This window comes from Moorena sp. (genome assembly GCF_982860115.1).
In genome coordinates this window covers 1-21,434 of the sequence record NZ_CEYLVT010000087.1, presented here as the reverse complement: position 1 = coordinate 21,434, position 21,434 = coordinate 1, and the positions used below count along the sequence as shown (strand labels likewise).

Genomic DNA, 21,434 nt, shown 5'->3' with positions numbered 1-21,434 from the left:
TGTTTTACCCAAATGTAAAAAACGTACCCTTTTAAGCTAGGGAGTAGGGAATAAAAAAGAGGGGACTTTGAAATTTGTGAAAAATCCTGTGTACCTCATTACTTTAAAAAAACGATATAAACATAACTAATTTTTGGTCTAAACTAAAATTAGTCCTGGCACTACCTTCGGCAACCATTAGCCTAAAGCCTATGGTGGAAAGAGCCTTGGTGCTTCCGTGGCACAAATTGCCCGAATTAGGTAAAATCAATGACGGGATTTGGGATCCCACAACTCCTCCAAGGGATAAACTGTTCTAATCCTGAATACTTAATCCTTAATCCTTCATCTTTATTCTTATGCTACCTGGTCAAGAACCCCCACAACTACTGAAAAAACACCTATTTTTCCAAGGAAGACGATTTAGTTTCGAGGTCAATTCTCTACGTCTTCCTAATCAATCAGAAGGGCAATGGGAATGCATCCGTCACCCTGGTGGTTCCTTGGCGGTACCGGTAACACCAGATGGCAAACTGGTACTAGTACGGCAATATCGCTTTGCTGTTAGTGGGCGTCTTTTGGAATTCCCTGCTGGTACGGTAGAATCCCATGAAAACCCAGCTGAAACTATTAAACGGGAGATAGAAGAAGAAACTGGCTATCGCGCTCATAGCTGGAAATATTTGGGGAAATTTCCCCTTGCTCCTGGCTATTCTGATGAGTACATTTATGCGTTTCTGGCGGAGGATTTGGATAAATTGGAAGCCCCTCCTAAGCAAGATGATGATGAGGATATAGAAGTGGTTTTAATGACACCGAAAGAGTTAGAACAAGCTATCTTGGACGGTGAGCCAGTGGATGCTAAATCTATTTCCAGCTTTTTTATGGCTCGCCCGTTCTTGAATGACTAACCTGATTCTATTCTGGCATCGCCGTGATTTACGGATTTCTGACAATGTGGGACTAGCTGCTGCTTTTGAGCTAAGTCCAAAGCTTGTCGGTGTTTTCTGCCTTGACCCTACTATTCTAGAGCGGGATGATATTGCGCCAGCAAGAGTAACTTATATGATTGGCTGCTTACAACAATTGCAGCAAAGTTACAGACAAGCTGGTAGTCAACTATTAATCCTACATCAAGACCCTAGGCAAGGAATTCCTAATTTAGCTGCTGCTCTGGAGGCTAAGGCTGTTTGTTGGAATTGGGATGTGGAACCTTATTCTAAGGAACGGGATCAAGAGGTAGCAGCAGGGTTGAAGGAAAAGGGTATTGCTGTCTATAACTATTGGGATCAGTTATTACACGCACCAGGAGACATTTTCACTAAGTCTGGCAATCCCTATAGTGTCTACACTCCTTTCTGGAAAAATTGGCAAGGTCAATCTAAGGCACAACCTGTAGCAACTTTGAGTAGGGTTGAATCCCTGACGGAAATAGAACAAGAGAATGCCTTGGCAGCAGGGGTGATTGATTTACCTAGTGCTAGAGATTTGGGGTATGTCTGGGAGAATGAACTGTTAGTGCCACCAGGGGAAAAGGTAGCCCAAGAGATTCTGGAGAAATTTTGCGATCGCACTATTGGGGATTATCAGGAACAACGTAATTTCCCAGGGGTAGATGGTACCTCGAAACTTAGTGCTGCTCTCAAGTTTGGTGTGATTGGGATTCGCACGGTTTGGCAGGCGGCTCAGAATGCTTATAACTTGAGTCGCAGTGATGAAGCTCGGCAAAGTATCCAAACCTGGAAACAGGAACTGGCTTGGCGGGAGTTTTACCAACATGCCATGTATTTTTTCCCAGAATTAGCACAAGGGCCTTATCGCCAGAAATTCCAAGATTTTCCCTGGGACAATAATCCAGAATTCTTTCAAGCTTGGTGTGAGGGCAAGACTGGCTACCCGATCGTTGATGCGGCGATGAGGCAGTTAAATGAAACCGGATGGATGCATAACCGCTGTCGGATGATTGTTGCTAGTTTTCTGACTAAGGACTTGATTATTAATTGGCAGTGGGGGGAAAAGTATTTTATGCAGCGGTTATGGGATGGAGACCTGAGTGCTAATAATGGTGGTTGGCAATGGAGTGCCTCTAGTGGGATGGATCCTAAACCATTGCGAATTTTTAACCCAGCTAGTCAGGCTAAAAAGTTTGACCCGGACGGTGAGTATATTCGGGAATGGTTACCAGAGTTGAGTTCTGTGGATACGGAGTATTTGGTGACTGGGAAGATTCCTGAAAGCGGACGCGAAATGTGTGGGTATCCAGCACCAATTGTTGATCATAATCAGCAGCAGCGTCGGTTTAAGGCATTGTATAAGGAGTTATAGCGCTACGGGCAAGTCAGAAGTCAGAAGTCAGAAGTCAGAAGTCAGAAGTCAGCTAGACTCACGTTTCGGAGTTTAGGAGCGATGCAGGGCGGTCTTGGGGGAAACCCCCATGAGCGACTGCATCAACACAGGTGCGGAAGCAAGTTCCGCGTTCTGTTCCCGTTTGGCCGTAGGCCACGCTACGCGAACGAGCAGCATCGGGCAAAGCCGGAAAGCGTTGCCCACGGCCTTAGCTCCCTAAAACCTAGGATGAAAAAAGTACCTCACCCAAGTGGAAACCGTTATGAGATTTACAAATAGGTCATGAACAATATGGGTGATTTAGGATAATATCGAAAACTCTACAAAGCTCTTTACTAATGGTAGCTTTTACCTGTTTTATATTCCCTTTCCTTATCCATTTTATGTTTCCATATCATTTAAAAATAATAAGCTGATTTGCAGTTAAATCGGTTATTTTTTTATCTGACCACTGATACTAATTCCTTGCTCCCTGCTCCGTTCGCGTAGCGTGGCCGACGGCCTCAGTACCTGCTCCCTAAAACCCAGTAATTTGCACATCACCCAATCGGTAACTGCTATAGATCGCAATTAATGTTGGTATTAGGGTGCCCCGAAATAGTATTTATAAAAATCCTATATACTTGAGGAACTCTTGCTTTTAGTTAATAGTATTTTTACCTATCAAATCGAAAGACTATATTACTTTATTGAAATAATTTAATTCACTATAATGGACTACAATTAGATTGATCTAGTTCGGGAGCATGTCACTTATGCAGAACATTTGTACTAAATCTCTAGCCTCCTCATCGGTTTAAGCAAGCTCATATCGTACATAGTTCATTTGTTCTGCAACTTTGACCTACTCCCAACTACACTAAGTGTAATTTTAGGGATTAGTAACAACTTACTAGTGGCTCATGTGGGAGACAGTCCTATTTATTTAATTAGAAAAAAACAGATATGTCAATTAACTGAAGACCACTCACGAGTAGCGATATTACTGGCCAGTGGTCAAATCACCTATCAAGAAAGTCTTGACCATCTAGATAGTAATATTCTTACTAAATCTCTGGATTCAAAACCAAGACTTAGTGATGGTTATGTCCAAGATTTTAGCCGCTTTTAGCTTTGGCGTGTTGTATATAGCAATTATTAGGGAGCATCCCAATTTGGCAAATCCATTGCTCAAACTAACGAAAATACTAGGGATTAAAAGCATAATTTAAAGTGTTATGTGCAAAAATGGGATGCTCCCAATTATTATAGCTATGATTTACATAATTTCGGTATTTTAGGGAACAGGGAATAGGGAATAGGAATGCGTTGCATCAAGACAGGGAATCAACGTCAAATAAGACTGTATATCACAAGTCGTATAATTGCTATATATAGTGTTTATTAATTTTTTTAAAACTATATATAGAAATAAACAAATTAGATGGGTTTACCCTGATTTGTCCCTCAATCAATTGATAATTTATATATTCACATCAATATCTACTTCAAGAGAGTACTGTATGTACACAAATGAACAGAGAACGGATATAGCCTCTCGTATTACCGAAATTATTGAAAAACGCAAACCCTTTATTGAACGCCTCACCAGTGTAGAAAACCATCTAAAAACCCTTCAATCCACACTACTTGAGCTAGAAAAGTACCGCCAGAGGCTAATTCAATTAGCCGATAATGCTGAAATAGCTGGTAACTTACAAGAAATCAATTTCCCTGGACTACTCAATCGCTTGGAATATCAGAGTGATCAACTAGCTAAACTTCATAAACGCTTTGACCGTGGCACCCTTAATATTGGTGTAGTGGGGTTAATGCGACAAGGGAAAAGTACACTACTTAAAAGTTTGAGTGGACTTTCCAATGATGAGATTCCTGCTTATGAAGGAGGAGCCTGCACAGCAGTTCGGAGTACAGTGTATCATCAAAATCAACCAACCTATGCTAGGGTAACATTCCATGATGAAGACTCATTTCTTCAAGAAGTAATAATTCCCTATTACGAAGAACTAGGCTTAGTACCCAGACCAACAAGTTTGGATGAATTTGCTAGGCAGCTTCCCGAACTGCCTAGTGATGCTGCCACAAAAAGAGCCATGTACGAACGCCTGCGCAACGAATATTATGCTCATTTCAATCACTATCGCCATCTACTGGAACCAAACTCCTCTCGGGTATTAGATGTGCCCAAGGAAGAAATATCTAACTATGTAGTTCACCAACAAAAGGCCAATAGTGACTTCGCGGTTTTGGCAGTCAGAGAAGTAGAGATATTCTGTCCTTTCAGTAAATCCGAAGTTGAAAAGATCGCCTTAGTAGATATACCGGGTTTAGGGGACCTCAGAGTAGGGGATGAAAACCTGATGCTACAAACCCTAGGGGAGCGAGTGGATGTAGTTCTTTTTGTGCGGAGACCAGACCCTGTAGGCTTCCAATGGCAACAGACAGATGCAAAACTTTATGACAAAGCCCAGGAAGCCCTGAAGGACCTACCAGACCGGTCTTTCATGGTACTCAACCAAATGAGCAGTGCTAATGGTAATCAAGACAACTCTCAAGGCTGTGAAACCCTTCAAAGAACGATTCGCGAAAACCACATAAATGTGGTTAATTGTGTCATTGCTGACTGTTCTAATCTTGATAAAGCGAATGAAGTTCTGGAGTTAATCCTAGACTACCTAGTTAACAACATTGAAGACCTCGACAGCAAATATGCCCAAGCTTACCAATACCACCTAGATATCCTCCATAAAGACTTAGAAACTCAGTTACAGAAAGCCAATAAAGCCCTAGCTGGATTTGGGGATGAAGACCAGTTATTTGTGGAGCGATTCAATGAGTTTAAAGGAGAACTATCTTACAGTCTTGAACAATTCCTCAACACACTCAGAGCAGACCGGAAAACAGTTGATCCTTACTTTCAAGCAAAAGTCGATACGGTAATGGAAGCCTGCCAAAATGACCCGGGAATTCCAGCACTAGACGAAATTGAAAGACAACGCATAGACCGATTCGGAGGCTCTTACAGGTCTACCTACTACGGGTCGATTGCAGCGATGCGAGCCAACCTCTCAAAGCATTTTCTTTCCTTAAACGAGGGCTTACAGCAGTCGGTGGAGCAGCTCAAATCAGAAGTAACAAATGTACTGGTAAACCTGGAAAAGGGGCACTTGGGGAATCTAACCAGGGAACGGGATGCCAAGTTTCTAGGGGTGATGACCGAGTTATTAGATCAGTATAACAATCAATTAGAGCTAGGATTCCGAACCCTTTGGGAGTCTCAAGTTTCCTATGAAGGATTAATTCTACACAGTATCCGACAGCACTTTGATGATGAACTTGAACCTGATCTGCTCACGAACAACACCCTTAACATTCAAAATTCACAGTCAGGAGAATCCCAAGTTGAAGAGTTGAATCCACAAGAAGTAAAAAATCGTCTAGAAGCGCTTCATAAAAAAGTGGTCATTAAATGTAAGGAAACCTTAGATCACTGGTTAACTGAACCAAGCCAAATCAGATACTTCATCATCGGAGAGTTTTTTGATCGCATTCACTATTCCAAAGATATAGGAGAACAATGGCGGATTTTTCTAAGAAAGGAAGAAATTCGCTCGAAAGTATGGCCTGAGTTCCAAAGGCTAAAAGAACATCAAAAAATTCAGCAGGAGTGGCAAAATTTGCTCGATAAAGCAATCAGCAGCAACCAATGGAAATCTATGCAGTTTTTGAAGTGACTTTGCGTCAGCTATCAGCCTGGTTGACTGACAAAAGTTGAAGTGGAAAGAGCGAAACGTAAGAGTAGTCAGGGTGTGGATAAGGTTGACAAAAGTACAGAGGTGATGAGTTAAAATACACAAAAAACTATTGAGCAAGCAAACCCAAATGCAGATTAAGGTCGCAATACATCCAGCAGAAGAAGGTGGTTTTTGGGCAGAAGTACCCGCACTACCTGGCTGCATTACTGAGGGAGACACAATGGAAGAGGTTTTAGCAAATCTTCAAGATGCAATTGAAGGTTGGTTAGAAGTTGCCAGCAATTCCTATATTCCTGAACCCAACAGCAAAATTGTGGAAGTTACAGTATGAAATCTGTTTCTGGCAAAAAATTCTGTAAAATTATTGAGAAAAAAGGATGGGTTTTGAGAAAAATTACAGGAAGCCATCATATTTATGAAAAGCCAGGAGCTCAAAAAATCCTATCCGTTCCAGTTCACAAAAATCAAGATTTGAAGAGAGGAACCCTAAAAGCATTGATGAAAATAGCAGAATTGGAAGAATCAGATCTCCAGTAACACCTGTGATCACAACCCCAACTTTTGCACCGCCAACCGCTTCGTCTCCTCCCGCCGTCTATCATACTTGGCAGTGGTCACAGGAGACCCATGACCCGCCAACTTCTGAACCGTAACGATATCCACTCCCGCATCCAATAGATCACTACAAAACGTCCGAAGCTATGAGGTACAAAGGATTTTTTACCTCTTGCCTCTTACCTCTTGCCGTCTTGATGCAGTCGCTCATGGGGGAAACCCCCTTTGGCGGCGCTGCATCGCTTTTGCCTTTTGCCTAAAGCCCTTGCCCGTAGCGCTATACAGGAGCGTAAAGAGTCTGTATCCATTCCCATTCTTGGGCTAAGCCTTCGGATAGGGATACCTGAGGTTGATAACTTAGCAGAGTTTTGGCCTTGGTAATGTCTGCTGCGGTGTGACGTGCATCTCCTTTGGCTTTTTCGATGTAGTTTTTCTTAATGGGATGTCCAACAATTTTTTCAATGGTGTCGAGAACATCCGCTAGCACCACTCGGCTACCACCACCAATGTTAAACACTTCCCCAACAGCAGCTGGTTTAGTACCTGCAGCCAGATTCGCGGCTATGATGTCTTTGATGAAGGTGAAGTCTCGGGTTTGCTTTCCGTCACCATATATGCTAATGGGTTCATCGGTGAGAATGGCTTTTAGGAATTTGTGAAATGCCATGTCTGGGCGCTGCCTGGGTCCGTATACGGTGAAATAGCGTAAGGCAGTAACGGGTACACCAAAGTTATGGTAATACAGTAAGCATAGGTGTTCTGCAGCTAGCTTGGTTACCCCATAGGGGGAAACCGGTTGGGGAAGAATGCTTTCAGATGTCGGTAGGGCTTCGGCATTACCATAAACTGAAGAGCTGGAAGCGTAGACTAATCGGGTGAGATGTTTGGCATCTTTGGCGGCTTCGAGTAAGATTTGGGTAGCATTAATATTGCGCTCGGTATAATCCCGAAAACCATCCCCCCAACTGGCACGAACTCCAGCTTGTGCTGCCTGATGATAGACTACCTCTACATCAGTTAGGAGCGGACGCCAATCCAAGGTCTGAATATCACTTTCGATTAACTCAAAAGCGGGATGGTCTTTAAAATTTTGAATATTCCGGCGTTTTAGCTTGGGATCGTAATAATCGTTAAATTGATCAATACCAATCACTCGATCACCTTGATTCAAAAGGGTTTCTACTAGGTGAGAACCGACAAAACCCGCAGCACCCGTAACGATATTAATAGCCATAAAATTTAAGATTTAAAACTATTGGTTAAGCTTTCGTCAGACTAGTTTATTTTTGAATGTATATTAAATCTAGTCTGGCACACTATATTAAATTGTGAGGATTTTTTTTTCGGTAAAAATGGCTTCAATACTTTGGTAAGCTCATAGAATAAGATAGACTATTCAGCACAGAGTGTAGAAAAAACGTGAAGATTTTGGTAATTGGCAATGGGGGAAGGGAGTACGCCCTGGCCTGGAAACTACTGCAATCTCAAAGTATTGAGCAGGTGATATGTGTTCCTGGTAATGGTGGCACCGCTACACTAACAGGTTGCCAAAATCTTTTATTAAACGTTCAAGATTTTGATGGAATTGCTGAGTTTGCTCTGGTTAACGATATAGCTCTAGTGGTGGTTGGTCCAGAACTCCCACTGTCTTTAGGTATTACAGACTATCTCCAAAGTAAACATATCCCTGTATTTGGTCCGACCCAGGAGGGAGCGCAAATTGAGTCGAGTAAGTCTTGGGCCAAGGATTTGATGGAGTCGGCTGGTGTTCCTACCCCAAGTTTTGCTGTGTTTACCGAACCAGAACCAGCATTGGCTTATGTCAAAACCCAGGTAGCACCAATTGTGGTCAAAGCCGATGGCTTAGCAGCGGGTAAAGGGGTAACTGTTGCGGCTACCATAGACGAAGCACAAACGGCTGTGCAGTCACTCTTTCAGAATGGGTTTGAGACGGTAGTGATTGAAGAGTGTGTCACCGGTCAAGAAGTTTCGGTTTTGGCTGTTACGGATGGCTTGACGGTTCGTCCTTTACTACCAGCTCAGGACCATAAGCGAATTGGGGAAGGGGATACCGGTCCGAATACCGGAGGGATGGGAGCTTATGCTCCTGCACCGATTGTTACCCCAGAGCTAAACACACGGATTGAAAAGGAAATTCTTAATCCTACCCTTGAGGCTTTAAAGGTCAGGGGAATTGATTATCGGGGGGTTCTCTATGCAGGATTGATGATTACTCCAGAAGGAAACCCAACGGTTCTGGAATTTAATTGTCGCTTTGGGGATCCAGAAACTCAAGCTATCCTACCGTTGCTAGAAACTCCCCTAGATCAGTTGCTTCTGGCTTGTACCCAACAGCGACTGGCGCAATTACCAACTCTTACTTGGAAACAAGGGGCTGCTGCTTGTGTCATTGCTGCCTCGAAGGGGTATCCGGGAGCTTACGAAAAGGGTAAGGTAATTACTGGTATCGAACAAGCTCAGCAACAAGGAGCAGTAGTTTGCAGTGCTGGCACTACCCTGAAACAGCAGGAGCTAGTTACCAGTGGTGGTCGGGTTTTGGGGGTTACCGGAACGGGTGTTACAATAGCGCAAGCTTTATCAGTTGCTTATAGCGCTATGGATTGTATCCAGTTTGAGGGGATGTATTACCGTCGGGACATTGGTTATCGGGTTTTGCAGGATGAAGGCTGACTTGTATTGGTTTAATTTATGCGATTAGCCCGAAGGGCTACGCTACGCGAACGCATTGCTGAGTTATTGCTGCCATTGATACCACCAACACCAGACCAGCAAAGCCCCCTCAACGGCTATTACCCATGGTGAACCCATCAAGCCATAGTGACATCGCACACTACCCTAAAACCAATGTTGACGTCGATATCGTCTGCTGGGATATAGCTAAAGCGGCAAGCAGAGCGGCATATCCCAGGAATGATATCCCAGGAACCACCACGCAAAAGCCGGGAATGATGATCATACTCATTGATACTATTTAGCCAAGCACTACCATCAACCGGAGCGCTTAGGTAGTTTGGGTACCAATGGTCAGTACACCACTCCCAAACATTCCCATGCATGTCATACAAACCAAAGGAATTGGCTACACTAAAGCTACCTACACGAGTCGTTTGTTTTCGATATACCCCTTCTGGCTCACAGCTGTATCTACAGTTGCCATCGTAATTGGCCACATCGGTGGTAATGGTTTCACCGAAGTGGAATGGGGTACTGGTACCAGCCCTACAGGCATATTCCCATTCCGCCTCAGTCGGAAGCCTATAGTTTCGTCCAGTCAGCCTAGATAGTATAGCACAAAATTTCATCGCCTCATACCAAGATACCTTTTCCACTGGCAGAGTATCGCCTTTGAACTTAGAGGGCTGGGGGTTTAGGGAAGGGGAGACTTGGAATAAAGTTGCTACAGTCCGCCACTGGGCCTGGGTAACCGTAAACTTTCCCATGAAGAAGGGACAGACTCTGACCCAATGCTGTGGACTTTCATCGTCGCTATGTCCCTTCTCAGTTTCTGGTGAACCCATGAGGAATCTTCCCCCAGGGATGTAGACCATATCTAGCCCTAAACCATTGCCTAAGTATTCTGTGAAATATTGGGCTTGGTGACGGCGGCGCTTTTTAATGTCACCGTATTTATCTAGAGTTACCACATCGAAGTCAAAAGAGTTTAGGGTCACTCCCTCGACTGGTGAGGGGTCGGAGTTTTGGAATTGGTTAAAAAATCCAGCTACAGCTATTCCTAAACTGCCAAACCCCCCCACTTGACTTGATTGCAGTCTATTAACAGTAGAATCATCTGGTTTGTGGGATGGCCGTGAAGGATTAAGTTTGGAGTTGATTGCTTGTAACTTTTCCAAAAGAACCTGAGTATCCTTAGGACGTTGATAAACTCGCACCATCAGACTATCAATAAAATCCCCTAACTCCGAAGAAATCTGTGGTGCATGGGATCGCCACATCAAGATATCATTGCCAGCATCATACAAATCTGAGGGTTCTTGCCCTGTCAGCAAATAAACAAATGTCCGTCCTAAAGCGTAGAAATCCGATTGGGGTACCGCTTGACCATGGATTTGTTCTAGGGGAGTATACCCAGGGGAAATCATACTGGTAACATTCCCAGCAGATTGTTTTACCATATAGGTTTCGGTAACTTGGCGTGCTGTGCCAAAATCAATTAATACTAGTTGTCCATCTGGACGCAGGATAATATTGGACGGTTTGATATCCCGATGGAAAAAGTTTTCCTGATGAACTGCTTGGAGAATATCAACTATTTGAAATAACCAATCCAAGGCTAATTTTTCATCAATGGGGCGATTTCCTCGCTTTTCTTGATACTCCTCTAAATTCAGCCCAGAGATTTTTTCCATGACCAAACAGTATAGGGGGGTTTGGTGGTTTCTGGGAAAGAAGGTAAAATTTTCTTCTCCTTTAGGAATACCTGGGTGATTGAGCTGAGTCAGAACTCTGGCTTCTTGCTCAAAAAGTTCCACAGCTTTCGGTTCATCGTTAATCAAAATTTTGAGAACCTTGGCAATTCCCTTGTCAGTCACCTCATAGATTTTTCCAAAGCCACCTTCTCCGAGTAACCGGCTGACCTGATAACGTCCCGCCAGCAATAACTCAGAACCGCAGCTTGAGCAGAATAGATCCGTATCAGGGTTACCGGGCTGAGGACACTCAGGATTTATGCACAGGCTCATTGGGGTCAAAGATGGGTCGATCTACTTGAAAGTTTAGCTTGAAGTCTGTTAAGTAGAAGTTTGAAGTACAAATGTGTTCGCGTAGCGTGGCCTAAGCGGTATCAATAGCGGTATCAATACAGTGCGATCGCACTCCCATCCAATTCCTGATGAACCCTATATATAAAAACAATAGCGATATACCTATCCTAGCAATGCTTTAGGTCTAGGATAGACAATGAGTGATTGGGTGGTGGGGAGAAATTCAGCACTCAAGTATATACTAGACACTGAAGTTCTCAAAAAATCTTCATAAAGAAACTTATACCCACTGATACCAGCGGTATCGATGGTCTCAATCATAACCTTCATGGGAAAATATGAATCCAGGAATTGACCTCCAAAGCAGTTTTATTCAATCGCTGAGTGATTTAGGCATCCCCGCTGGTGCAGCTAAAGCCATTTGGATGCCATTACCCCTATTTCTAATGATTACCGTTGCCACCGTAGGGGTTTTGGTAGTGGTCTGGTTAGAACGAAAAATTTCTGCTGCTGCTCAACAGCGCATTGGTCCAGAATACGCTGGACCTTTAGGGGTACTCCAGCCTGTAGCAGATGGCATCAAACTCGTCTTCAAAGAAGATGTTATTCCAGCCAAATCTGACTCTTTATTGTTCACCCTCGGACCAATCCTGGTTGTGCTGCCGGTATTTATCTCCTACCTGATTGTACCGTTTGGACAAAACTTGGTAATTACCAATGTGGGCACAGGGATATTCCTGTGGATTGCCCTGTCGAGCATTCAGCCAATTGGTCTGTTAATGTCTGGCTACGCCTCTAATAATAAGTATTCCTTACTTGGAGGCTTAAGAGCTGCAGCTCAGTCTATCAGTTATGAGATTCCTCTAGCATTAGCAGTGCTAGCTGTTGTCATGATGTCCAACAGCCTCAGCACCATTGATATCGTTGATCAGCAATCGGGATACGGCATTCTGGGTTGGAATGTTTGGCGTCAACCAGTGGGTTTCCTAATTTTTTGGATTTCGGCCTTGGCAGAATGCGAGCGACTCCCCTTTGACTTACCCGAAGCAGAAGAAGAACTGGTGGCTGGGTATCAGACAGAATACGCTGGGATGAAATTTGGTTTGTTCTATGTCGGTTCCTACGTCAATCTCGTGTTGTCTGCCTTGCTCGTAGCAGTGCTCTATCTGGGTGGGTGGGAGTTCCCTATTCCTCTCGATAAGCTCGCGGGCTGGCTAGGGGTGAGTGAAACCAGTTCCTGGTTGCAAGTGATTACTGCTTCTTTAGGGATTACCATGACCCTGCTAAAGGCTTACTTCCTGATATTTACAGCTATTCTGTTACGCTGGACACTGCCCCGGGTTCGGATTGACCAATTGCTTAACTTAGGGTGGAAGTTTCTACTACCAGTAGCTTTGGTAAATCTTCTATTAACTGCTGCTCTTAAATTGGCATTTCCAATTGCCTTTGGTGGTTAGTTACTCGTTATATCAAGTCCGTTTACTGGCTACTTTTTTAGTAAACGTTAAGAACTAAAAAGTAACGAAAAAACGATAGTAATAAGTAGTAAAACGGACAGGATATAATGAAAAAGAAGGACATAATTTAGGACTCATAAATCAGTACTACAATACTCAGCCATACAATCAAGAGAGAGACACTAAACTATTATTATGCTGAAGTTCCTCAAACAGGTTGGCGACTACGCTAAAGAAACTGTTCAAGCTGCTCGCTACATTGGTCAAGGGATATCGGTGACGTTTGATCACATGCAACGGCGTCCAATTACAGTACAATACCCTTACGAAAAACTAATCCCCTCTGAGCGCTATCGCGGTCGGATTCATTTTGAATTTGATAAGTGTATTGCCTGCGAAGTCTGTGTGCGTGTTTGTCCGATTAATTTGCCAGTGGTAGATTACGAATTTGATAAAGCCACTAAGAAGAAAAATCTCAAACACTACAGTATAGATTTCGGAGTTTGTATTTTCTGTGCTAACTGCATTGAATACTGCCCCACTAACTGTCTATCAGCGACGGAAGAGTATGAAATTTCTACCTACGACCGTCATGAGTTGAACTATGATAATGTAGCCCTGGGACGCCTCCCCTATAAAGTTACTCAAGACCCGATGGTAACTCCTCTACGGGAATTGGCTTATCTACCGAAGGGGGTTATGGATCCTCATGATTTGCCAGCAGGTTCTCAACGGGCTGGTATGCGTCCAGAGGAAATTCTCGATCAAATGGAATCAAAGGAAGAAGACGTTAAGAGTTAGTTGTTAGTCATTGGTCTTTTCAGTGACTGTTGACTGTGACCAATGACTTATCACTAATAACGATTAGGCAAAAATATATCATGAGGAGATAAGTTAAGCATGAATCTAGCGGAAGGGGTTCAGTTAATTTCTGTTGCCATACTATCGGTGATGATGATTGGGGCGGCTTTAGGGGTTGTCCTTCTTTCCAACATTGTATACTCAGCGTTTTTACTGGCTGGTGTTTTTATCGGTATTTCTGGATTGTATATTCTGCTAAATGCTGACTTTGTAGCAGCAGCACAGATATTAGTCTATGTTGGGGCGGTTAATGTCCTAATTTTATTTGCCATCATGTTGGTGAATAAGCGAGAGGATTTTACACCAATGACTAAGCGCTGGGTGCGCACTGGGTCAACGGCTATAGTCTGTATTGGTTTGTTTGCGCTTCTGAGTACAATGGTTTTGGTAACGTCATGGTCAGTTGAAATTGCTCCAACTATGGTTGTTACTAATACTGCTGTGGAGATTGGTCAGCATTTTTTCAGTGACTTTTTATTGCCGTTTGAGCTAGCTTCTGTACTTTTGTTAATGGCAATGGTAGGGGCAATTATCATAGCTCGTCGGGATTATATTCCTGAGGAATTGGTTTCGAGAGACCAGGAAATTGCTACAGCTTTGACTTTGCCTGAACGTCCTCGGGAGCTTGCTTCTGTGCCAGGGGATTCTAAATAAGACAAGAGTTTAGTATTTGTTAGTGTTTGGTTGACGGTTGACAGTCAACGCTCAATGGGAAACAACCAACCACTAATTACCCATTGAAAAACTACTATTCCCTACATAAAACATCATAATTTATGGAACTTCAACTCCAATACTTTTTACTACTTGCTGCTGCTTTGTTTTGCATTGGTATTTATGGTCTAGTAACTAGCCGCAATGCCGTGCGAGTGCTGATGTCTATTGAGCTAATGCTGAATGCGGTCAACCTGAATTTAATGGGGTTCTCTAATTTTATGGACTCAGCAGGGATTAAGGGTCAAGTGTTTACTGTTTTTGTAATTACGGTAGCAGCTGCAGAAGCAGCGGTAGGTTTAGCTATTGTGCTGTCGATATATCGTAATCGGGATACGGTGGATATGGAACAATTTAATCTGCTGAAGTGGTAGATTCAAGAAAAGCTAAATAGAATATGGCGTTGCTCAATTGTGGCATGATTGAGGGTAAGTGTTAACTGCTAAATGGTAACTGACCCAACTAGACTTGATATTATTCCTTAGATCAGCAACGCCAAAATCTAGCACTCCTCAATCAGCTGACTTGTTATAGTTAACCAATCAAGTTTTAGTTAACTTGAGATAAAGTGTGATCATAGACGGGAGTTGACAACTGACTGCTTAGCAAAAACTCAAAGATTAGTTGATTTTGTAAACTGGCTTGATAATCTGGTGTGACTATTTCGGTGAACTCATAAAATAAAAACGAATTATGGTACCCCTAAGAGACGAAAACCCAATCACAATCACGCCATATATTACTATACTTCTGATTATTATTAATATTTTAGTATTTATATATGAACTTAGCTTAAATAAACCAGAACTAGACACGTTTTTTAGGCTTTATGCTGTGGTACCTAAGGAGTTAACCGCTAGCTTCGAGGGTTTTTCTGTGGGCCAGCCTGTGCCAGAACCATTGACTCTGATCACATCCCAATTTCTCCATGCTGGCTTTCTTCATGTTGGGTCCAATATGTTATTTTTGTGGATTTTTGGTAACAATATTGAAGAAAAACTTGGGGGGATTAAGTTTTTAATTTTTTATCTCACTTGTGGGGCTTTAGCAGCCTTAGCTCAATGGTTTTTTTCAGCTCTATCTCCTATCCCTGCTTTAGGAGCTAGTGGAGCAATTGCTGGAGTGATGGGTGCCTATATTCTAAGGTTTCCTAATGCTAAAATCCTGACTCTAGTGCCCCTATTTTTCATATTTTTCGTAGCTAGGATACCAGCTGTATTTTATCTAGGGTTTTGGTTTCTACAGCAAGCGTTTAATGGCATAGCTAGTCTGGGAGCCCAGGCTCAAGTGGGAATGGAGGGGGGAGGAATTGCTTACTGGGCTCATGCTGGTGGATTTGTGTTCGGAGCTATCCTTGGTCCAATCTTAGGTTTATTTGATGATTAGTGATTGGTGGGGACGCTGTTAATTTTTTTACCAAGATTGTCAAATATGTGTTGAAAATAACATATTTTAGAATAAAATGTAGAATCTGGGGATAAAATACATTACCCCTTTCTTGGATTCCAGGTAAGAAGCCTTTTCTAAATGAGCGCGAGAACACTGTTTGACAAAGTTTGGGATTTACATAGTGTTGGCACGTTGCCTTCGGGTCAGACTCAACTATTGATTGGTTTACACTTAATTCATGAGGTTACTAGTCCCCAAGCCTTTGCGATGCTGCGGGAACGGGGATTGAAGGTGCTGTTTCCGGAACGAACTGTGGCAACGGTAGACCATATTGTTCCGACAGAAGACCAAGCTCGTCCGTTTGCTGATGTCTTGGCAGAGGAGATGATGCAAGCGTTGGAAAACAGTAGTAAGGAGTTTGGGATTCGATTTTATAATATCGGCTCTGGAAATCAGGGCATTGTCCATGTGATTGCTCCGGAACAAGGGTTGACTCAGCCAGGCATGACGGTGGCTTGCGGGGATTCCCATACTTCGACTCATGGTGCGTTTGGTGCGATCGCATTTGGAATTGGTACCTCTCAAGTGCGTGATGTCTTAGCTTCCCAAACCTTGGCATTGTCTAAGCTTAAGGTTCGCAAAATTGAGGTGAATGGTAGTTTACCCCCAGGGGTTTACCCGAAAGATGTGATCTTACACATCATCCGTAAATTAGGGGTCAAAGGTGGCGTTGGCTATGCCTATGAATATGCTGGTACTACTTTTGAACAGATGTCGATGGAAGGACGGATGACTGTGTGTAATATGTCCATCGAGGGGGGCGCTCGGTGTGGCTATATTAACCCGGATCAGGTAACCTTTGACTATCTTAAGGGGAAAGATTTTGCTCCCAAGGGCGCAGATTGGGATCAGGCGGTGGCTTGGTGGAACAGTATCCGGTCCGATGACGATGCCGTGTATGATGATGTGGTTAAATTTGAAGCGGCAGACATTGCGCCTACAGTGACCTGGGGAATTACACCAGGTCAAGGAATTGCGGTTAATGAAACCATTCCGATACCGGAGAGTTTGCCAGAAACGGAAAGAGCGATCGCACAACAAGCCTATGAGTACATGCAGCTAACTCCAGGCACAGAGATTCAAGGCACAAAGGTGGATGTGTGTTTTATCGGTAGCTGCACCAATGGTAGACTGACTGACCTGCGAGAAGCCGCTAAATTTGCTCAAGGTCATCATGTGGCTGAGGGAGTCAAAGCTTTTGTGGTTCCAGGTTCGGAACGGGTCAAGCAAGAAGCGGAAGCAGAAGGACTCGATCAAGTCTTTGTGGAGGCTGGGTTTGAGTGGCGAGAGCCCGGATGCTCGATGTGTTTGGCAATGAATCCGGACAAACTCCAAGGGAGTCAGATTAGTGCTTCCTCTTCTAACCGTAATTTTAAAGGTCGTCAGGGGTCTTCCACAGGACGGACGTTGTTGATGAGTCCAGCAATGGTTGTAGCCGCAGCGGTTAAAGGGGCAGTGGCTGATGTTCGGGAGTTGATGGTATAGGAGCAGGTCTGATGAGTAGTGAAGTAAAGATGATTACCGGAACAGGAATTCCTGTAGTAGGGAATGATATCGACACCGACCGGATTATCCCAGCTCGATTTTTGCGCTGTGTGACCTTTGATGGTCTCGGACAACAGGTGTTTATTGATGACCGCGCTCAAGCTAACGGACAACATCCCTTTGACCAACCCCAGTATCAAGGTGCAACGGTTTTAGTAGTAAATGGTAACTTTGGCTGTGGCTCTTCACGGGAACATGCCCCTCAAGCGATCGCAAGATGGGGGATTCAAGGGATTGTCGGAGAGAGTTTTGCCGAAATCTTTTTTGGTAACTGCTTGGCGATGGGGCTTCCCTGTGTCACAGCTGACTCAGAAACCGTGAAGCAATTACAAACAAGCCTCCATCAGAATCCTGAAATCCCGATGACCTTGGATTTGGAAGAGATGCAAGTCTATTGTGGTGAGTTGCAGGCTTCTGTGTTTATGGACGATGGACCAAGAAACATGCTGCTGACTGGGACTTGGGATACTTGTGGACAACTGGTTGCTCAAGTAGAAGCGGTTCGGGGGACAGCCGCTAGGTTGCCTTATATGGATTGGGGAGTTGTTTCTTAAGCAAAGGGAACAGGGAATAGCGATGGAGCGCGGTCATGGGGGTTTCCCCCAAGACCGCGCTCCATCAAGACGCGAGTAGGTAATAAGGTTTTAGGTTTAAGAATGAAAAAAAGCTTGAGGCTAGCTGCGGTTTTGTATATACTCACCTGTTGTGTGGCTTCTGGTTTAGAATCTCAAGCTACTGTTGAGTCAGAATTTCGTCAACTAGGCCATAAACGATTAATTAATACCAAATTAATTACTAGCACTATATCCGAATCATTAAACGATCGGGCTGAGTCACTGATGATAGCCCAATTTCCCCTGCCAGAAATTAGTGACCCAGCAGATAAAAAGCGTTTCGACCAGGTGATGGAGTATGCGATCGCAAACCACTTGTCTGAGCGTCTGCTCCCAGATATCATGCAAGCGATCGCACAGCAATTTCTGGGCGCAAGCTACAAAGCTCACTTATTAGACCAAGCTAGCCAAGAAACCCTAGTTATCACTCTCAATAAATTTGACTGCGTCCTTTTTGTCGAAACCATCCTAGCCCTAGCGCGAGGGATAGCCGTAAAGGATTATTCTCAGCAGACCTTTGTCAATCACCTTCGTGACCAGCGTTATGGGGATGGTAATCTCAATGGCTATTGCAGCCGATTACACTATTTTTCTCAATGGATTGATGACAATCAGAGAAGGGGCACAGTTAAAAACATAGCGCTAGATTTAGGAGGAGTATCCCGCCAGAAAACCCTCAACTACATGAGTAAACACAGGGGTAAGTACCCATCTTTGGTCAGGTATGAATCAAATTACCAGTGTATTGTAGCCATGGAAGCTAATCTGAAGCAGACAACTGTTAATTTCATTCCCCATGATCAGATTAGGAAAGCCTACAATCAACTGCAACCAGGGGATATTATTGGCATTGCTACTACTATTCCTGGTCTAGATGTCACCCACACTGGGTTAGTGTATCGTACTGCTGACGGGAATATCGGTTTTATTCATGCATCACCTGCTGGTAGAGTCACCATTGCCCGTGATTTACAACGGTATGCCAGACATGTTAGACATTCCCTTGGGATTGTAGTTGCTCGACCGGTTGATCCTGGTTTTTGATCCAGGTGTTCCGGTCTGTTTGTCATTGCCGCATTATCTGAGATACTCTTAAACTGTCATAAACCGGAAGAAAACCGGATAAAACGCTCAAGGTGCAATTTATTGTTGCCTGAGTGAGGGGTGGTCATACAGTAATTGGAGTTGAACCTTCCACCCATCTGTCTAGGCGTTCCTCACATCTCGATGAGGAGTTGCTTGAAAGCCTGGTTCTTAGTATGTTTAGAGTCAAGCCATTCAAGCTCAACCGCATCTACCAAGTCCAGCCCCCATCCTTCCAACCAACGCGCGGTACGACGCAACAAAACTGCCTGAACCTCGGCTCTACTCATGTACCGGGTAATTTCCTTGTCCATACCGCGAGCAAGGATGTTTTTGGCAGCATTATGGTCAGCCTGCAATACGACCCCATCAAACCTGGTAAAATTGTCCCCGCTCCTTTTCCCTAATAGAGTTCCAGTTACGGAGTCAATTTGCGACGTATAGCTAGGTTGAACTTCTGTCACAACCGATCCAGTCCAATCAGCCCATTTTTGCAAAGAATCCCGTATCTCTCCTTTCATCCAGCTATTCAGTTTGCGAGAGACGGCTTTAGATTGGCGCTTATTTTGTATCGGTTGTGTTAAATCTTCAGCAAAAACCTTTACAGATTCTCCAATAAAAAGAGACTTAGAGGCTGCTCCTATTATTGCCTTTATTTCTGCCTGATTCTTCTTGTAACGGCGATTCTCTGTCTTTCTAGTTAGGTTGTTTTCAAGTATTCGAGCCGATTTAGCTGGATCTATTTTTTCTAATTTCCTATGAAGTGCCCAAAGCTTCCCTCTATTGCGGTTCTTAACACATATGCGATCAGACTTATTGGTAGTTGCTTTTCCTAACCCTTTCCCGTGAGCATTTCCATCTGAATCATAGAAAGCCTCTGTATACCCTTTATCTACTCCAATACTCCGGCGCTCAGAAGGAATCTCTACTGTTCCATGATCCACTAAAAAGTGAATCTCAAATCTTTGCAAGATTTGGTTAAAGATCAGTCTAATTTGTCCTTTTATTTTTCGATTAGACTTAACAACTACTTTGTTTCTCTTCCTCTTTATCAGCCCAGCTAGCTCTAGTTGATAAGTATTGCGAGAAATTCTTTTGCATTTGTAACCTTCTTGCTGGTAAACTATCTGGTTCTTAATCCAAGAATGCCCACGTTGATATCCCTTTCTGACAAGTCTATGCAAGAGAGAGTTGTCCAAGAAGGCCAAAGTTCTAAGTTGCTTGCAAAGCTCCTTGCGTTTGCCCTGGTTCTCCTTCCCAGGGAACCTTTTGTAGATCTTCTTTATTGTTGCATCTATGCAAGCTGCCTGTTGTGCTGTAATGGCCTTGGCTATATCATTGATAGTCCAATCCATTAATTTAGCGGGGAGCCCTAAGCTGCCGGGAGTCCTAAAACTCTTTACTTCCGGGATAGCCTTTTTCCAGTCCAGTCCCCAATAGTTAATACTTCCTAGTTTGTTGTAAGACTCAGATCTGACGATACCCAATTTCCTCATAGTAGATAGTAGCTCAGCTTCAACCGACTCAGTCATCCCTATTACGGGGACAACCTGAGTTGATATTTTTTTCGTTACTCCTACTTTCTTGGGCATCGTCATCTTTCACTTGGCACGTGTCTAGTATATAATATTTTGTCGGAATTGTCCATTTTATTGACAGTAGTTTTAATCTCTTTCTCGTAGCGACGAAGAAAGTAGAGCTTAGAGCTAAAGCAGTGCATTATGGACATAAAATCATCCATTAACTCCTGCTGGGGAGACTTATAGGTGTTATTTAGGACTACAATCTGGCACTTGTGCAAGGAGCAAAACCATTCTATAAAATCAAAGCCAAACCGACACAACCTATCCTTGTGAGCTACTACTATTGTCTTGATCTCGGACTTTGCAACTCTTTCCATCAATCCAATGAATTTACGTCGCTTGAAGTTTAACCCAGACCCGTACTCTGAATAACACCGACAATTAGGATAGTTACGGCCTAAGTATTCAACCTGAGAGGTTAAATCGTCAGATTGAGATCTAGTTGACACTCTGGCATAGAGAACTACAGAACGAGAATCTTCTCCGTCTATCAATCGCTCAATAGAGCTTGCTAGATAACGACGATGCCCGCCAGGTGATCTAATACATTCAATCTTCCCTGCTTCTGCCCACCTAGCCAAAGTCCTGGTATTGTAACCATACTTCTCCTGAGCTTCGATCGGAGTCAAATACATAAAATGTCCGTTTAATACTGTATTATGCTATTTTATAGCACTTTTAGGTGGTCTAATTGCACTGGGGGGGCGACATGAGAGCTAAAAAGTAGACTGTATAAGCTTCATAGCTCTCA

20 protein-coding genes and 1 pseudogene are annotated in these 21,434 nt (G+C 43.5%); 16 read left to right on the top strand and 5 right to left on the bottom strand.

The genetic code is table 11. The annotated features are described in order from the left end of the window. Positions 1–338: 338 nt before the first annotated feature. The 7 genes from AC4II3_RS16435 (at position 339) to AC4II3_RS16405 (ending at position 6,617) form a co-directional block, all read left to right on the top strand. Complete coding sequence (locus tag AC4II3_RS16435) at positions 339–890, top strand: NUDIX hydrolase (protein ID WP_488017217.1); 552 nt, start codon at positions 339–341, stop codon at positions 888–890. Then, complete coding sequence (locus AC4II3_RS16430) at positions 883–2,304, top strand: FAD-binding domain-containing protein (protein ID WP_488017215.1); 1,422 nt, start codon at positions 883–885, stop codon at positions 2,302–2,304. Before AC4II3_RS16435 ends, AC4II3_RS16430 begins: the two co-directional genes overlap by 8 nt. A 109-nt stretch (positions 2,305–2,413) precedes the next feature. Then, positions 2,414–2,545: a hypothetical protein gene (locus AC4II3_RS16425; protein ID WP_488029378.1), complete on the top strand. Its 132-nt coding sequence runs from the start codon at positions 2,414–2,416 to the stop codon at positions 2,543–2,545. A gap of 606 nt (positions 2,546–3,151) precedes the next feature. Next, positions 3,152–3,436, top strand: coding sequence for a PP2C family protein-serine/threonine phosphatase (locus AC4II3_RS16420; RefSeq protein ID WP_488010804.1), 285 nt, complete (start codon positions 3,152–3,154; stop codon positions 3,434–3,436). A gap of 391 nt (positions 3,437–3,827) precedes the next feature. Continuing rightward, positions 3,828–6,059 carry a dynamin family protein gene (locus AC4II3_RS16415; RefSeq protein ID WP_488010802.1) on the top strand — a complete coding sequence of 744 codons (2,232 nt, stop codon included), beginning with the start codon at positions 3,828–3,830 and terminating at the stop codon, positions 6,057–6,059. Positions 6,060–6,207: 148 nt separating this feature from the next. Further along, positions 6,208–6,411: a type II toxin-antitoxin system HicB family antitoxin gene (locus AC4II3_RS16410; RefSeq protein WP_008182203.1), complete on the top strand. Its 204-nt coding sequence runs from the start codon at positions 6,208–6,210 to the stop codon at positions 6,409–6,411. After that, positions 6,408–6,617: a type II toxin-antitoxin system HicA family toxin gene (locus AC4II3_RS16405; protein ID WP_008182201.1), complete on the top strand. Its 210-nt coding sequence runs from the start codon at positions 6,408–6,410 to the stop codon at positions 6,615–6,617. Before AC4II3_RS16410 ends, AC4II3_RS16405 begins: the two co-directional genes overlap by 4 nt. 9 nt (positions 6,618–6,626) lie before the next feature. Here AC4II3_RS16405 and AC4II3_RS16400 read toward each other — a convergent pair. Both AC4II3_RS16400 and AC4II3_RS16395 read right to left on the bottom strand, forming a co-directional pair. Next, positions 6,627–6,776: pseudogene (locus tag AC4II3_RS16400) on the bottom strand (tyrosine-type recombinase/integrase); the annotation flags it as partial. 136 nt (positions 6,777–6,912) lie between these two features. Beyond that, entirely contained in the window at positions 6,913–7,869 is a 957-nt protein-coding gene (locus AC4II3_RS16395; RefSeq protein ID WP_488010800.1) for an NAD-dependent epimerase/dehydratase family protein, read from the bottom strand. 185 nt (positions 7,870–8,054) lie between these two features. On the opposite strand from AC4II3_RS16395, the gene purD reads away from it, so the two are divergent. Beyond that, on the top strand, positions 8,055–9,326 hold the full coding sequence (gene purD / locus AC4II3_RS16390; protein ID WP_488010798.1) for a phosphoribosylamine--glycine ligase: 1,272 nt from the start codon (positions 8,055–8,057) through the stop codon (positions 9,324–9,326). 137 nt (positions 9,327–9,463) lie between these two features. Here the strand turns inward: purD and AC4II3_RS16385 are convergent, their stop codons facing one another. Beyond that, positions 9,464–11,356, bottom strand: a complete 1,893-nt coding sequence (locus tag AC4II3_RS16385) for an SUMF1/EgtB/PvdO family nonheme iron enzyme (RefSeq protein ID WP_488010796.1) — start codon at positions 11,354–11,356, stop codon at positions 9,464–9,466. A 359-nt stretch (positions 11,357–11,715) separates the two neighbouring features. On the opposite strand from AC4II3_RS16385, the gene nuoH reads away from it, so the two are divergent. The 8 genes from nuoH (at position 11,716) to AC4II3_RS16345 (ending at position 19,061) form a co-directional block, all read left to right on the top strand. Beyond that, positions 11,716–12,834, top strand: coding sequence for an NADH-quinone oxidoreductase subunit NuoH (nuoH, locus tag AC4II3_RS16380; protein ID WP_071103183.1), 1,119 nt, complete (start codon positions 11,716–11,718; stop codon positions 12,832–12,834). Positions 12,835–13,032: 198 nt separating this feature from the next. Then, complete coding sequence (gene ndhI, locus AC4II3_RS16375) at positions 13,033–13,635, top strand: NAD(P)H-quinone oxidoreductase subunit I (protein ID WP_488010808.1); 603 nt, start codon at positions 13,033–13,035, stop codon at positions 13,633–13,635. A 99-nt stretch (positions 13,636–13,734) separates the two neighbouring features. Next, positions 13,735–14,349 carry an NADH-quinone oxidoreductase subunit J gene (locus AC4II3_RS16370; protein ID WP_488010794.1) on the top strand — a complete coding sequence of 205 codons (615 nt, stop codon included), beginning with the start codon at positions 13,735–13,737 and terminating at the stop codon, positions 14,347–14,349. Positions 14,350–14,471: 122 nt separating this feature from the next. Further along, on the top strand, positions 14,472–14,783 hold the full coding sequence (gene nuoK / locus AC4II3_RS16365) for an NADH-quinone oxidoreductase subunit NuoK (RefSeq protein WP_008185025.1): 312 nt from the start codon (positions 14,472–14,474) through the stop codon (positions 14,781–14,783). A 319-nt stretch (positions 14,784–15,102) separates the two neighbouring features. Then, entirely contained in the window at positions 15,103–15,795 is a 693-nt protein-coding gene (locus AC4II3_RS16360) for a rhomboid family intramembrane serine protease (protein ID WP_488010792.1), read from the top strand. A gap of 141 nt (positions 15,796–15,936) precedes the next feature. Next, positions 15,937–17,343 (top strand): 3-isopropylmalate dehydratase large subunit, encoded by a 1,407-nt coding sequence (leuC, locus tag AC4II3_RS16355; protein WP_488010790.1) that lies wholly within the window; start codon positions 15,937–15,939, stop codon positions 17,341–17,343. Positions 17,344–17,354: 11 nt separating this feature from the next. Next, positions 17,355–17,957: a 3-isopropylmalate dehydratase small subunit gene (gene leuD, locus AC4II3_RS16350; protein ID WP_488010788.1), complete on the top strand. Its 603-nt coding sequence runs from the start codon at positions 17,355–17,357 to the stop codon at positions 17,955–17,957. 102 nt (positions 17,958–18,059) lie between these two features. Continuing rightward, the gene (locus AC4II3_RS16345) at positions 18,060–19,061 is read left to right on the top strand and encodes an N-acetylmuramoyl-L-alanine amidase-like domain-containing protein (protein WP_488010786.1); all 1,002 of its coding nucleotides are present in this window, start codon (positions 18,060–18,062) and stop codon (positions 19,059–19,061) included. A gap of 173 nt (positions 19,062–19,234) precedes the next feature. Here AC4II3_RS16345 and AC4II3_RS16340 read toward each other — a convergent pair whose 3' ends face one another. Together AC4II3_RS16340 and AC4II3_RS16335 are read right to left on the bottom strand one after the other, a co-directional pair. Further along, the gene (locus tag AC4II3_RS16340; RefSeq protein ID WP_488010784.1) at positions 19,235–20,692 is read right to left on the bottom strand and encodes a zinc ribbon domain-containing protein; all 1,458 of its coding nucleotides are present in this window, start codon (positions 20,690–20,692) and stop codon (positions 19,235–19,237) included. A gap of 2 nt (positions 20,693–20,694) precedes the next feature. After that, the gene (locus AC4II3_RS16335) at positions 20,695–21,318 is read right to left on the bottom strand and encodes an IS607 family transposase (RefSeq protein WP_075897498.1); all 624 of its coding nucleotides are present in this window, start codon (positions 21,316–21,318) and stop codon (positions 20,695–20,697) included. Between the last annotated feature and the right edge of the window lie 116 nt (positions 21,319–21,434).

Bases quoted from the DNA above. Each gene is read 5' to 3' on its own strand.
- AC4II3_RS16425 (WP_488029378.1), top strand. From the start codon at position 2,414: ATGAGCGACTGCATCAACACAGGTGCGGAAGCAAGTTCCGCGTTCTGT.
- AC4II3_RS16395 (WP_488010800.1), bottom strand. From the start codon at position 7,869: ATGGCTATTAATATCGTTACGGGTGCTGCGGGTTTTGTCGGTTCTCAC.
- AC4II3_RS16435 (WP_488017217.1), top strand. From the start codon at position 339: ATGCTACCTGGTCAAGAACCCCCACAACTACTGAAAAAACACCTATTT.
- AC4II3_RS16370 (WP_488010794.1), top strand. From the start codon at position 13,735: ATGAATCTAGCGGAAGGGGTTCAGTTAATTTCTGTTGCCATACTATCG.
- AC4II3_RS16385 (WP_488010796.1), bottom strand. From the start codon at position 11,356: ATGAGCCTGTGCATAAATCCTGAGTGTCCTCAGCCCGGTAACCCTGAT.
- nuoK (WP_008185025.1), top strand. From the start codon at position 14,472: ATGGAACTTCAACTCCAATACTTTTTACTACTTGCTGCTGCTTTGTTT.
- leuC (WP_488010790.1), top strand. From the start codon at position 15,937: ATGAGCGCGAGAACACTGTTTGACAAAGTTTGGGATTTACATAGTGTT.
- AC4II3_RS16340 (WP_488010784.1), bottom strand. From the start codon at position 20,692: ATGCCCAAGAAAGTAGGAGTAACGAAAAAAATATCAACTCAGGTTGTC.
- AC4II3_RS16415 (WP_488010802.1), top strand. From the start codon at position 3,828: ATGTACACAAATGAACAGAGAACGGATATAGCCTCTCGTATTACCGAA.
- AC4II3_RS16430 (WP_488017215.1), top strand. From the start codon at position 883: ATGACTAACCTGATTCTATTCTGGCATCGCCGTGATTTACGGATTTCT.
- AC4II3_RS16405 (WP_008182201.1), top strand. From the start codon at position 6,408: ATGAAATCTGTTTCTGGCAAAAAATTCTGTAAAATTATTGAGAAAAAA.
- AC4II3_RS16360 (WP_488010792.1), top strand. From the start codon at position 15,103: ATGGTACCCCTAAGAGACGAAAACCCAATCACAATCACGCCATATATT.
- AC4II3_RS16335 (WP_075897498.1), bottom strand. From the start codon at position 21,318: ATGTATTTGACTCCGATCGAAGCTCAGGAGAAGTATGGTTACAATACC.
- AC4II3_RS16410 (WP_008182203.1), top strand. From the start codon at position 6,208: ATGCAGATTAAGGTCGCAATACATCCAGCAGAAGAAGGTGGTTTTTGG.
- leuD (WP_488010788.1), top strand. From the start codon at position 17,355: ATGAGTAGTGAAGTAAAGATGATTACCGGAACAGGAATTCCTGTAGTA.
- AC4II3_RS16345 (WP_488010786.1), top strand. From the start codon at position 18,060: ATGAAAAAAAGCTTGAGGCTAGCTGCGGTTTTGTATATACTCACCTGT.
- nuoH (WP_071103183.1), top strand. From the start codon at position 11,716: ATGAATCCAGGAATTGACCTCCAAAGCAGTTTTATTCAATCGCTGAGT.